The sequence below is a fragment of the Paucilactobacillus kaifaensis genome (assembly GCF_005405145.1).
Classification (GTDB): domain Bacteria; phylum Bacillota; class Bacilli; order Lactobacillales; family Lactobacillaceae; genus Paucilactobacillus; species Paucilactobacillus kaifaensis.
The window spans coordinates 293,827-306,871 of record NZ_BJDM01000001.1 but is presented as its reverse complement, the minus strand read 5'-3'; the positions used below and the strand labels follow the sequence as shown (position 1 = coordinate 306,871).

General features: G+C 37.0%; 14 protein-coding genes and 1 tRNA gene. 3 read left to right on the top strand and 12 right to left on the bottom strand.

The features are described from left to right. Positions 1-3: 3 nt before the first annotated feature. The 3 genes from FFM51_RS01335 to FFM51_RS01325 form a co-directional block, all read right to left on the bottom strand. A complete protein-coding gene (locus tag FFM51_RS01335; RefSeq protein WP_137596860.1) occupies positions 4-804 on the bottom strand; it encodes a transporter substrate-binding domain-containing protein in 801 nt (266 codons plus the stop codon). A gap of 415 nt (positions 805-1,219) precedes the next feature. Beyond that, positions 1,220-1,702 carry a GNAT family N-acetyltransferase gene (locus tag FFM51_RS01330; protein WP_137596859.1) on the bottom strand — a complete coding sequence of 161 codons (483 nt, stop codon included), beginning with the start codon at positions 1,700-1,702 and terminating at the stop codon, positions 1,220-1,222. Positions 1,703-1,704: 2 nt separating this feature from the next. Further along, entirely contained in the window at positions 1,705-2,031 is a 327-nt protein-coding gene (locus FFM51_RS01325; protein ID WP_137596858.1) for a hypothetical protein, read from the bottom strand. Between the two features lie 144 nt (positions 2,032-2,175). Between FFM51_RS01325 and FFM51_RS01320 the strand changes: the two genes are divergently transcribed. After that, positions 2,176-3,060, top strand: a complete 885-nt coding sequence (locus FFM51_RS01320; RefSeq protein WP_137596857.1) for a DegV family protein — start codon at positions 2,176-2,178, stop codon at positions 3,058-3,060. 191 nt (positions 3,061-3,251) lie between these two features. Here FFM51_RS01320 and FFM51_RS01315 read toward each other — a convergent pair whose 3' ends face one another. From FFM51_RS01315 to FFM51_RS01280, 8 genes are all read right to left on the bottom strand, one after another. Next, positions 3,252-3,521 (bottom strand): GNAT family N-acetyltransferase, encoded by a 270-nt coding sequence (locus tag FFM51_RS01315; RefSeq protein ID WP_137596856.1) that lies wholly within the window; start codon positions 3,519-3,521, stop codon positions 3,252-3,254. Between the two features lie 11 nt (positions 3,522-3,532). Next, the gene (locus tag FFM51_RS01310; protein ID WP_137596855.1) at positions 3,533-3,862 is read right to left on the bottom strand and encodes a heavy metal-binding domain-containing protein; all 330 of its coding nucleotides are present in this window, start codon (positions 3,860-3,862) and stop codon (positions 3,533-3,535) included. A gap of 67 nt (positions 3,863-3,929) precedes the next feature. Beyond that, positions 3,930-4,003 (bottom strand) — tRNA-Thr (locus tag FFM51_RS01305). A 56-nt stretch (positions 4,004-4,059) separates the two neighbouring features. After that, the gene (locus FFM51_RS01300) at positions 4,060-4,410 is read right to left on the bottom strand and encodes a type II toxin-antitoxin system PemK/MazF family toxin (protein ID WP_137596854.1); all 351 of its coding nucleotides are present in this window, start codon (positions 4,408-4,410) and stop codon (positions 4,060-4,062) included. Beyond that, complete coding sequence (locus FFM51_RS01295) at positions 4,410-4,667, bottom strand: AbrB/MazE/SpoVT family DNA-binding domain-containing protein (RefSeq protein ID WP_137596853.1); 258 nt, start codon at positions 4,665-4,667, stop codon at positions 4,410-4,412. The genes FFM51_RS01300 and FFM51_RS01295 overlap by 1 nt, the downstream gene beginning before the upstream one ends. A gap of 98 nt (positions 4,668-4,765) precedes the next feature. Then, positions 4,766-5,260, bottom strand: coding sequence for a phosphatidylglycerophosphatase A family protein (locus FFM51_RS01290; protein WP_137596852.1), 495 nt, complete (start codon positions 5,258-5,260; stop codon positions 4,766-4,768). Between the two features lie 323 nt (positions 5,261-5,583). Beyond that, entirely contained in the window at positions 5,584-7,125 is a 1,542-nt protein-coding gene (locus FFM51_RS01285; RefSeq protein ID WP_137596851.1) for an FGGY-family carbohydrate kinase, read from the bottom strand. Between the two features lie 27 nt (positions 7,126-7,152). Further along, positions 7,153-7,929, bottom strand: coding sequence for an SDR family oxidoreductase (locus FFM51_RS01280; protein ID WP_137596850.1), 777 nt, complete (start codon positions 7,927-7,929; stop codon positions 7,153-7,155). A gap of 226 nt (positions 7,930-8,155) precedes the next feature. Here FFM51_RS01280 and FFM51_RS01275 point away from each other — a divergent pair, with 226 nt between their 5' ends. Next, complete coding sequence (locus tag FFM51_RS01275; protein ID WP_137596849.1) at positions 8,156-9,280, top strand: ROK family transcriptional regulator; 1,125 nt, start codon at positions 8,156-8,158, stop codon at positions 9,278-9,280. Between the two features lie 66 nt (positions 9,281-9,346). On the opposite strand, the gene FFM51_RS01270 is transcribed toward FFM51_RS01275, so the two are convergent. Further along, entirely contained in the window at positions 9,347-10,819 is a 1,473-nt protein-coding gene (locus FFM51_RS01270; protein ID WP_137596848.1) for a glycoside-pentoside-hexuronide (GPH):cation symporter, read from the bottom strand. Positions 10,820-11,531: 712 nt separating this feature from the next. Here FFM51_RS01270 and FFM51_RS01265 point away from each other — a divergent pair. Then, a complete protein-coding gene (locus FFM51_RS01265) occupies positions 11,532-12,998 on the top strand; it encodes an MFS transporter (protein ID WP_263386059.1) in 1,467 nt (488 codons plus the stop codon). The last annotated feature ends 47 nt before the right edge of the window (positions 12,999-13,045 follow it).

The window sequence follows — 13,045 nt, the reverse complement described above, 5'->3', positions numbered from 1 at the left end:
TAACTATTTTTCAGTAATATTCGAAGTGAAATATTTATCTGATAGTTTTTCAAGCGTTCCATCAGCACGTAATTCCTTCAATGCCTTATTAACTTTTTTCGTTAAGCCCGGATTATCCTTGGCAATTAAAGCAGCGATTTTAGCAGACTGAATCTTACTTGTTGGTACTAGTTTATACTTCAAATCAGCATTGGGGTTATCTTTCAGGTACGACAATAATGCTTCACGTGAGTTCAAAGTTCCCTCAGCACGGCCTTGTTCAATTAATGCTAACGTATTTGAGAATTCGCTTGAGGGTAAAATCTTAGCACCATACTTTTCAGCCTGAACGGCGTTATCAGTCCCAGTCCCTACAGCAATTTTCTTGCCCTTAATATCGTTTACGCTGTTAATATCTGTATTATCTTTTTTCGTAATTAACACCGTTCTCGAATAAATGTATGGTGTTGAAAAAGCATATTTCTTTTGACGGGCTTTCGTAATCGTAATATTGTTTAGTGCAACGTCAAATTTACCGTCACCAACCCCTGCAATCAGCGAATCCCACTTAGTTGGTACAAACTTAGCTTTTAGATCAGCCTTTTTAGCAATTGCCTTACCTAACTCAACTTCAAACCCGGTTAGTTTACCATTTTCACGGTACGAATAGGGGGCAAAGGTTCCTTCCAATCCGATCGTTAAGGTTCCAGAAGTTTTTAAATGTGCTTTGTTACTTGAAGAATCGTTCTTGCCACATGCAGTCAATGTAACCACCAATAATAATCCTAACGCAAAAATACCAATACCTTTAATCCATTTTTTCATTTGTTTTATCCCCCTTAAAATTATCTCAACAGTCACTATAATCGTGATTTAACACAATGCATCACGAATTTGAACCAACTTAATTTTTTTGCGCAAATTGTTTTCCTCCAAAAAAAGTCCCTATTCCAAAATTTGGAATAAGGACGAATTATCGTGGTACCACCTTAGTTTAAAGCGTGCTGCCACACTTTCTCATGTTAATTAACATTACGCCATAATGAGCGCACCATGATAACCTTACAATTGCTCGATTACCCGAATACCAAGACCATCTTCCATTTTAGAATTATTCCTTCTTTGCAGCTACCGAAGTTCTCTAATTATAATTCTTAAAAATGTACTCATCTTTTCATCATTTTTTAATATTTACGATTGAACAAAATCATAGAACGAATTGAAGCAATTGTCAACTATTTCAAAATATCATGACCATATTATGCCAAACCTCGCCGCCGTGAGTCGAGCTGGATATTCCTTCATCAGTATATCCATTTTGCTCATAAAAGTTTACTAGGCGAGCTAAACAAGTCAGTGTAATACCTTCTCTGCGGTGATCTTTAGCGGTTTGTGCTAGCATTGTTAATAACTCACTTGCCACCTTTTGATGCTGAAACTGTGGTGCTACAGCCAAACCTAATATACTTTGAAATCCACCAGTCTTTTGATTAGGAACAACCGTTGTAAATAAATCATCTGTTAAATAGCGTTGCTTGATTACTGGTCCATTCACAAAACCCATTACTTGTTTTTTTGTTCTAGCCACTAAAAAACTATCTGAAATCATTTCTATCCGTTGTTTCATCGCCAATTTAGTTGCTGCCTCATCAGGCGTAAAACCTGCTTGTTCAATTTTCATCAATTGTTCTAAATCGGTTGCTTTAACATTTGTTATTTCCATTTTTATCGCGATCCAATCAGTTTACGAGCTTGATCTTCTAACTTGAATAGTACAAGCTGTGCATTATCCTCAAAATCCGTTATAAAAGAATCGGTTTGCGGATCAATCCGTGCAATCTCATCATGATTTATATCATGCACCACTAGTTGTTTAGAATCCCAACTAACTTGATCGTAGTGACCCTCTAATTCTTGGTCAATAAATGCCTGAAATGCATCCAAAACTGCTTGTTTAATTAATTCGTCAGTTGATACATCCTTGCCATTTTTTGCCAACATTGCTTGCTTAATCATTATTTCTTCCATATTTTCTGGAATTACTGCACTCATCTGATTAACTTCCTTTTCTATTTATCACTAGTTCGCATTATACCAATTATTGCGATAAGTAGTCACTCATAATTCATCGGTTGTATTTATAACCCCATTCGTTATAATGGAGACTACTATAATATAATTTACGAGGATAATAATATGAAAACCGCTGTCGTTACAGATAGTGCAGCTTATCTATCTCCAGAACAAATAAAAAAATTTAACTTAACGGTCATGCCCATCACAGTAATTTTTGACCAACAAGCATATTTGGAAAACATCGATATTGATGCACCAACCTTTTTTGAACGGATGCGCACAGAAACTAATCTACCTACCACTTCACAAATAACAATGGGACAAATGGAAGAAGCCTACGATAAGTTAGCAGCAGCGGGCTATGATGAAGTTATTTCAATTCATTTATCATCAGGCATTACCAGCTTCTTTGATAATTTATCAGTTTTCGCTAAGGGCTATGATAAATTAAAGGTTTATCCATTTGATTCAAAAATCGCAAGCGCTGGGGAAGCGGCAATGGCGATGTTAGCTGGAAAGATGGTAGCAAATGGCGCCCATGCGGATACAATTATGCCTGCACTGGAGAAACTTCGTGAAACCACTTCTGTTTACTTCATGGTTGATGATTTAGGCCACCTCTTACGTACTGGTCGTATTTCGAACAGTTCGGCATTTGTCGGTAATTTACTCCGCATTAAACCATTACTAACATTTAACCAGGCGGGTCAAATTGTGGCTTTGGGAAAAGAGCGTACCATGAAAAAGGCTTTCCGCCGTGCACTTAATGACTTTACCGCCGATTTAGCCAAGTTAGACTATCCTGTGCGTGTCACCATCATCGATGCCAATGCACCCAAAGCTAATCAAGAATGGGTAGAAACATTTAAGGAAGATTTTCCTAATATTCCGGTTGATTCAAGTCACCTTGGACCAGTTATCAGCGTTCACACCGGTGAAAAGACAATGGGCTTTGTTTGGGCTTATGATTGGGAGAAACTGGCGGATGAAAGTAATCCGTTATAATTAAAATTGCCATTATTCAATTAAATCAAATAAAGATTGCAGGCTAATTAGCCGCAATCTTTTTTAGTTAGACGTTAAATGCCTGACTATATTCAATTGTCCCCTGGATGTCAGCCAAACTATTTTCAGCTAATTCTTTAATCATGACTACGTTATCATCAGCCTTAAATGGTGCCCTAATTCCAAAGTTGCTAGCTGGCTGATAACCAAAGCGTGGATAATATTATATACCAAGTTAAATTAGACCCAACTACTTTAATTTCAGATAACATGGCGTGACCAACAACGAGACCATCTCTTCGCGCCACGACCTCTAATTGCTGATTAAATGAACTCTCTGTTCGAATTGCATGAACAATTTCTGCTTCTTGATGATAGCCGTGCTCAGTATTTTCGAACGCTGCGTGAATCACCATATCAATTTCATCATAATCAGCCGCAGTTACATTTGTAATTTTCATTTAAATTACCCTTAATCAATAAATTTAACGGCAGTACCATAAGCTGCAACGGACTGCATGTCAGTACTAATTGCCCCGGAGTCAAAGCGCATCATAACCACTGCATCTGCGCCCATTTCAATTGCATTGTTACGCAACCGATCAATCGCAATGTCACGCGATTCAATCATCATTTGGGTATAATCCTTGATTTCGCCACCCACAAGATTTTTTAAACCTGCACCGATATTGCGAACGATATTTTTTGATTGAGTTGTGAGTCCAAAGACTTCTCCAATAATTTCGAACTTTTGATTTGGAATATTCTCTGTCGTAGTTACTAATATTTGTTTTTGTGCCATCAAAATACGCCTCCCTAAGCTATGATTATCTACATCATAGCTTAGGAAGGCGTATTCAGCAACTTTATGCCTGCGGTGTGACTCGAACATACGATCTCCCGGTTACTAGTCGGGTGCATTAACCAGCTATGCTACGCAGGCAAATATCAAAAGAACAACTAGTATTTTACCTTAAAACGATGTGGGAGTGCAAGTACTTAAAAATATTGTGCTAAATTGGTTGAAATTTCTTGGATCACACTGTTTTCTAACTGATCAACGGGAGACTGACTAGTAGTTCTGGCCACTGGGTCAACCGATCGTAAATGTTGCAGTAAGATAGTTCCGTCAACAACATTATTTTTTGTTCTGACATCGATAAAAAATGGTGAAGTTAAATACTTTCTTTGCTTATATTTATCTGATGATGAAATTGGAACTACAATGACAGTATTAAAAATTTGATTATATTGGTCATTACTAACCACTACACATGGTCTAATTTTTTTAGTCTCATTTCCTTTAGCTGGATCGAGATCAAGATATAAAATATCACCTTGACTAATCATTAATCAATAACCTCGTTACCCACATCTGGACCCCAATCCATTTCTGAAGTATTGATACTGCCATACTGTGCGACCTGTTCTCTAGCGAGCTCCCAGATATCTTTTGCTTGTTCACGTTTTACAATTACTTCACCATTTTCACTTAAAACAAATACAATCTTATCATGTTCTCTAATATCTAAAACATCTCGTACCGTCTTTGGAATTGTCACCTGGTTTTTTGAAGTTACCGTAGCAGATACGTTTTTCTCAGTCATAAACTTTCTCCTTACTTTTTTATTACATTATAATCAATTGAATTAAGTAAGGCAAATGTAAGGATTTTTAGAATTGACATATTTAAGATATGGGTACTTTAACTATATTTATGCGCTAACTTACCGGCTACCGCCGCTGCGATACCACCAACCACATCGTCAATAAATGTATTAACTGAGTCTCTATCGCGATCTAATTTGCCAATAATACCTGGTTTGACTCGATCTACATGCCCATAATTGGTAACCCCGATTGAGCCGTAAATATTGGCGATTTGTAAGGCCAATGTTTCATCAACCCCGAACACACCAGCATCATGTGCCACAATTGATTGCAACGGTTCATCAAGCTTATGTTCGGTCGCCATCTTGTCTAAGTACAGGCTAACCATTACGTTGTTTAGTAATTCGCGTTTATGCATTACATCAATGGTTGCCTCTTCATATTCTTTAAGCTCAATGTCAGGTAAGAATTGTTGTTGCAGTTCATACGTAATTTTAGCAATTTCTTTGTAGGTAACACCCTTTGCTGCTAGCGCCGCCACCACATATTCATAGGCCTTGGTATCGGGATATTTAAAACTATCTATCATTTTAGTTCACCGCCTTTAAATAAAATACACTTCACCATCATTGTAGGGTTTCGGGCCGTAAAATGCTATTAGATTGGCTTAAACAAAAAAATGAGGTGAAAGGCGTTTAGATTCTAAGCTGCCTTTTTCCTCACTTTTTAAAACTAATATTTTGGAAATATTAATTGAGTTGTGAACCTGATTTTGACTTTACTAGACGTACTCACAGAGGTAGTTATCTAAGGTTAAGTAGTAATTACCAATCAATAAATCACAAACTAATTTATTAATCGATAATTACTACTTAACCTACGACGTCGTCAGCCCACCTCTGTTCACACTTTTTATGATTCTTGAATTCCCGAAATCTTAGATAATTCTTTCATATCTGTTCCTAAATCAGTATACAGTTTGCGGTACAAACGATAGTACTGATTATAAACTTCATGGTTCTTTGGATTCGGTTCAACCTTGTCACCAAGAACCTGCCATTGTTGCACTTGATCAACCGTTAAAGTGTCAGTTGCAATTCCAGCTAACATCACATCCCCTAAGTTAGCTTCTGCATTTTCAACTGGTGTTCGAACTGCATAACCAGTAACATCAGCAAACATTTGTACCCAAGCTGGAGATTGAGTAACACCACCGGCAATGACAATGTAGTCACCTAGGTTTTCACCTGTACTTTCAATACTGTGCCGCAAAGCATAGCAAACAGCTTCTTGAAAAGCATGATAAACATGTGCTTTTGTGTGGACTAAAGATAAGCCAAAAATAGTTCCTTTAGCATCAGAATTCCAAATTGGTGCTCGTTCACCCATGAAGTATGGCAAGACCACCAAGCCCTCACTTCCGGCTGGTAATTTGTCAGATTCTTTTCCTAATGCCACATAAGCATTATCGCCGCCATTTTTCTGAGCCTCAACTTCGAGACCAGCAAAGTTATCTCTAAACCATTTTGTGATTGCTCCAGCGGTTGCTGAACCACTAAAATTATAAACCAAATCACGCGATTTATATGGATAGGGCCAAACAATTAAGCCTTTACCCTTGATTGGTTTATCACTGACTAATGCAGCATTCATCGATGAGCCAATAGCAGCAACATACCTTCCCGGTTCAAGAACCCCCATGCCAATATTTGCCGCCCCAACATCAACACCACCAGCAATTACTGGGGTATGTGGTGCTAGGCCTAAATCACTAGCTACTTCATCCGTTAAATAGCCTGCAATTTCAGTTGCATCTACAAATTTTTGTGGCATCTTGTCCATCGGTACACCCATGGCATCCATCATTTCTCGAGACCATGCGCCCTTGTTGATGTCATAGAAACCGCCGATATTACCAGCAGCTGAATAGTCGATGGAAACCTCGCCAGTCAGCTTGTAGATAACATAATTATTTGGTGGTAAAAATAGTTTTGTTTTCTGCCAGTTTTCTGGTTCATGATTCTTAATCCACAATACTTTTGTATATCCGTAATATGGATCAACAACATCATTCCCAGTTATCTCAGATAGTCGATCTAAATCGACATTTTGTTTCACCCATTCAGTCTCTTTAGCGGCTCGTCGGTCCATCCAAATTAAGTCTGGCCGAACAGGCTCCATATTTTCATCAACTGGAATGCCAGAGCCACCATACAATCCACTAATTCCAACACCAGCTATGTCTTTAGCATCTATGCCGCTTTTTTTAACAACCTCACGGATTGAATTTTTAACACCATCTAACCAGACATTTGGCCATTGCTCTGCCCATAGTGGTTTTGGCGTTAAAACATCATATTCTTCCAAGTCTTGAGCTAATAATTTTCCAGTAGTATCCATCAAGATACTCTTGGTCCCTGATGTACCAATATCAGTTCCAATTAAATATTTCATCGGAATAACCTCTCTATTTGCTAATTTTTACCAAGCGGTAAATGCACCATCAACTAGATAATCATCACCAGTTGAGAAGCTACTTGTATCACCTGCAAGATAAACTGCAATCCCTTGAAGTTCGTCTGGTTTACCTAATCGACCCAGTGGAGCCCAGTCATTCCAAGTCTTAATTAATGGTTTTAGATCAGGTGAGCTAAGAGTTAAGTCTGTTCCCATGTAACCAGGACTGATTGTATTAACACGAACACCTTTTTTAGCCCATTCAATAGCCAATGATTTTGATAATTGAATAACACCCGCCTTGGTTGCGTTATATGAACATTGTGGCTGTGGTCGATTAACAATATGAGCAGACATTGAAGCTGTATTAATAATTGATCCATGACCCTGCTTAATCATATAACGACCAGCAGCCGTTGAGCATAAGAAGATTGAATTAAGATTTAAGTTGACTACTTTTAACCAATCTTCAAATGACATTTCTTCAGCTGGAATATTTAAACACATTCCGGCGTTATTAAAGACAGCATCCAGTCCACCTAGTTTATCAACAACTGTATCAACCATATTTTGGACTTGTTCCGGGTTAGTAACATCAGTTTTTACTGAGATCACTTTTTGTCCAGTTGCTTTAGCAATTTCTTCAGCAGCTTGTTGCGCTTTGTCCCCATTAATATCGACAATGGCAACATCCGCACCGGCTTCGGCAACGCCAGTAGCCATCGCTTTACCTAATCCTTGCGCTCCACCAGTAACATAGATCTTTTTGCCTTTTAAGCTCATTCTGTCTAAAATACCCATAAAATAAATCCTCCTGTAATTAGTGCTGATACCACGTGTTATATCAACGTTATTTGCATTTATTAAAATACATTTAATAAAATGACTTTACTTAATGCACCTTTACAATACAGCGCCCGTTTCAAAATGTCAACAACTTTTTGAAAACGCTTTTATAAAATTTGTTTGCGCTGTTATTTTTCCAATGGTATTGTTATCGTATAAGTTTTTTATGGGAGGATATAATATGGCAATTAGCAATATGCAAGCTATTAAGCAATCCAATTATTCAGCAATTTATAAACTGCTGTACACAAACGATAAATTATCAAAGCAATTGATTGCTGAACAACTTCAATTGAGTTTGCCAACCGTCAGCACTAATCTACAAGATTTGTTACAGTATGGATTAATCAAAAAGAATGGCAAATTTGAATCTCAAATGGGTCGCCGTGCAACGGCTTATTCCATTAATCCAACTGCAATTGTTAGTTTAGGCGTTGAAATATTTTTTGATCATGCAACAATCGTATTGATTAATACCCATGGTAATTTGATCGACACTTCTCGATTATCGCTAATGTTTAACCGGCAAGAATCCTATTTTAAACAGTTTGGCGAATGGATCAATAAATTTATTAAAGAACAAAAATTAAGTCGAGAACAAATTGCCGGAATCGGGATTGGAATTCAAGGGTTAGTTTCAAATGATGGGCAAACCATTCTTTATGGTAAAATCCTTAATTGCACCGGCTTAAGTGTCGAAGATTTTAAAGCATATTTGGATTATGACATCACCTTTTATCACGATGCTGACTGTGTTGCAGTTGCTGAACAAAATCAGGAACAATCGAACCAAGATGCAATTTATTTGTCAATTGGAGAACATCTTGGAACTTCAATTATGGTTGCAGGTCAAATTTATAGCGGCCAAAATGGTCGTAGCGGGACGATGGAACATGTTACGCTTGATTCACATCGTGGTCGTCCATGCTACTGCGGCAAAAAAGGATGCATCGAAACCTATTGTTCACTTAGCTCGCTATTGGTTGATAACGAATCTGCAACTGCTTTTTTTAATCGACTGTCTCAAAATGATGCAGACACCATGGCTCGTTGGCAAACATATTTAGATTACCTTGCTGATGCAATTAATAATTTACATATGTTTGTTGATAACCCAATTGTAATTGCTGGCGAAATTGTCCGTTATATTGATCAAAGCACAATTAATGATCTTGCTGAGCGAACAAGAAAAATCACTGCGTTTCCGGATGATCACAATTATTTAGTACTCGGCAAGGTCACCGATTACGCTGTTGCAATTGGTGCTGGCCTACCTAAAATTGAAGAAGCAATTGATAATATTTAACAAATCTAAAACACCCTTAAACTGTTTAGTTGAAATAGTTTAAGGGTGTTTGTTAAATCATCAATGCTATTTGGTAGTGGCCTGCGCACTAGTGTCTTTATAATTATCACTGGTATCATTGCTTGAATCTATTTGAATAGAATGCTTATCTTGTTCTAATTTATGTTTAAGTTCTTTAACAATTTCCTCATGCCTTGCTTCTGTCAGAGTAACTTTACTCAAGAAAATTAGTGCAGCAATCACCAGTAAAACGATCGGAATATAAAACATAAATGTATTAAATTGGAAAACCCCAGCAGAACTAATATCTGACGGTTTAGCATTACCAGTCATTCCAACAGCTACAGCAACCAATCCCACAATTCCATTTGAAGCGGCACCAGCCAATTTATCGATTAAAGGTCGGACCGATAGTGTTACTGATTCATTTCGCACACCATTTACTAATTGACCATATTCAACACTATCAGTAATCGTCATCAATGTGGCTAAGAAAATAAGTGGGTATGGAAAGAAATAGAACGAGACTGCAACTAATACTAACGCCAAGTTTTGACCTGCAAATAAGAAAATAAGATATCCAATCAACATAAAAGCAATCCCACCAATATAGATAGCTTTACGATGAATTAATGACTCCAGTGCTGGGAAAAGTGAAACCGAAACAACTCCAAGAATACAGGTAATTACACCAACCCATGTATATGCTCCTGCATTACCGAGACGATATCTAAAGTAGTACATCAATAAGGAATTCGTAACAACATAACTAAATGCAAATAAGAAATATGAAGCTGCTATCCATAGCAGCTGGCTATTGTGCACAATTGCTTTAAATATGTCAGATAAAGTTGTGTGCTTGACATTCGAACGAATTAAATTGTGCTGTTCTTTAATATTCAAACATGTAATCACGGCTCCGCCAACACATAGCAACGCCACAATAGCAACATAACCCATCCAACCAGCACGTGTTTGCTGTCCAAATGGAACTTTAGAAAAAACATGGGAAAATAACATAATTGCTGGTGTAATAATAACAATAACAATCTGTGCCCCTAAAGTAGAACCAAGTCGGGAAGCGGTTCCAAATTTAGTTCGAACTTTTGTATCAATACTAACAGCTGGCAGCATTGACCAAAGCGCAATATCACTGAATGAGTAGAAAACATCAATTACTAAGAACGTTAACGCTAACGCAACCAAATAAATTATCGGGTTACTCCAAGCCAACCCAAAATAATCAGAAAACAAAAAAATAAGTCCCACGGAAGCCACTACTGATCCTACTAAAATCCATGGTCTAAATTTACCCCATTTGGTATTTGTGTTGTCAACTACACCGCCAATCATCGGATCAAACATAATTTCACCAACTCTGATAATAACAACCAAGGCGGTAACAATCCCTACCATCTTTTCGTCAGAAGAATTAGTAAATAATTGACTAGTCAAAAACATCATAAAGTAAATACTGAGTGTATTATAAAACGCATCATGACCAAATGTACCAAACGCATAAGCTAAGTATTTTTTCAATCTAGAGCACCTCACTACATAAATTTTAAGTAACACAATTCGGTTTTGCAAAATCATTTGCTAAAAGTAATTTATGTAAGTCAGTATAACTGTAATCGTTTTCATTGGCAACAGGCGATGTTTAAATTAATTTATTCACATATATAATCTTGTTGCTTAACCTCATAATTATTTACAATGCTCGCTTTTTACTCAATTAAAATAATTACACCACCTCATTGTTTTACCAGCAAACTATTACATTAAACATATCAGTCTAAAAACTCGTCAAACTTAAAATATAAGCTGACGAGTTGTGTATAAACTTAAAAAATTTACTTTAGAAAGAATTTATTTTCACAATATATTTATTACTTATCTTAGACTATCTTTTTATCCATTCATTTACCCTTTTAACCGACCGTATCACTATTATTGCAATTGTTGTATTACTAGATGGATTGAATAAAGTTTCTGATATATCAATAATTTAAATTATTCTGATTTTGTTACCCTTCATAAAAATTTCGGTAATTATATTAATATTTATTGAACTTCTATTTATTAAATAGACGAATAGCTCAATAACTTAACACTTTTCAGTGAATTCATAATTTTTTGCGCATTTTATTCTTTCGCCACATTTGTAGTATGATATATATCAGGCTTATAGAGAAAGAAGAGAATAGTTATTTTATCAAAACGTAACATCCTGATTGTGACCCTCGCACTATTGTTATCAAATGCAATGAGTGGGATTGATAATACAATCATTAACACTGCTCTACCTGCTATCATTTCGGATTTACATGGAATCGAATTGATGGGCTGGATCGTCGCAATCTTTTTACTTGGCACCGCTGTTAGCACTCCCCTTTGGAGTAAGTTAGGTGAACATGTTGGCAACAAGCAGGCCTATCAACTGGCTGCTATTTTTTTCGTTGTTGGTTCTTTAATGCAAGGAATGTCACCTAATATTATCTTTTTGATTGCTTCGCGTGCACTTGCCGGCATTGGTAATGGTGGTTTGATCTCATTGCCATACATCATTTATGCAAGTTTGTATAAGAACGCACGCAAAAGAATGCAAGTTCTAGGATTCGTATCTGCTAGCTATAGCATGGCAACAATCATCGGTCCTCTGGTTGGTGGTTATATTGTGGATTCATTTAGTTGGCATTGGGTATTTTATATCAACGTTCCAATCGGTTTAATCTCCGCTTTGCTTGTTCAAATTTACTACAAATCAACAAAAGAAGTGCGTAAAACAAGTCCAGTTGACTATCGCGGGGCCACATTGATGACTATTGGTTTGATTGGGCTCCTCGCAGCAATTGAGATGATTGGCACTGCTAGTTGGAATATTGTCGCACCAATTTTAATAGTTGCATTCATTTGTTTGGCAGCCATGATTTACTATGAGGGTAAAGCAGAAGATCCCATCATCCCCAGCCGTTTATTTAAAAATCGCTCTCTAATAATTGATTTTACGTTGTTTGCACTAATTTGGGGAGCTTTCCTTGGTTTCCTCACATATGTCCCAATGTGGGCGCAAGGAATTTTAGGGACCACAGCTCTAATTGGAGGAGCAACTCAAATCCCCAGTTCATTTACTAACTTTATGGGATCAGGATCTGTGGCACCATTACGTAAATTCTTCACACCACAAAAGGTTATCACAACTGGAATTATTACACTCACAGTTTCATTCATTTTGTTGCTAATTATGGGAATTAAAACTCCTTATTGGATTTTATTAGTCGCTGGTATGTTTGAAGGCTTTGGCAATGGGATGTGCTTTAATGAGCTCCAAGTTAAGGTGCAACAAGACGCCAATTTGGATGACATTCCTGTCGCCACTTCTTTTAGTTTTCTCATTCGCATGTTAAGTCAGACATTTATGGCTTCGATTTTTGGAATCATTATGAACCATGCCTTATACCAAGGTGTCGCTGAATCAGGTGGTACCATCACAATGAAAATGATGAACAAACTTAGCGATGCAGCTAATGTTACATCATTACCCACTCACTTGATTCCACAAATGAGAATTATTTTACACAATGGTCTCCAAAACATTACTGTGATTGCATTAGTGTTGATGCTACTTTCACTGTCAGTCAATATTTGGGGACTACATTTAGAAAAACAAAAATTACTGAGACGCGCTGCAGCCACCAATAAACAATTGGATAGTTAGGAAACTAGTCAATACTTAAACAAGTTCAATCACTTTTTAGCTACAAT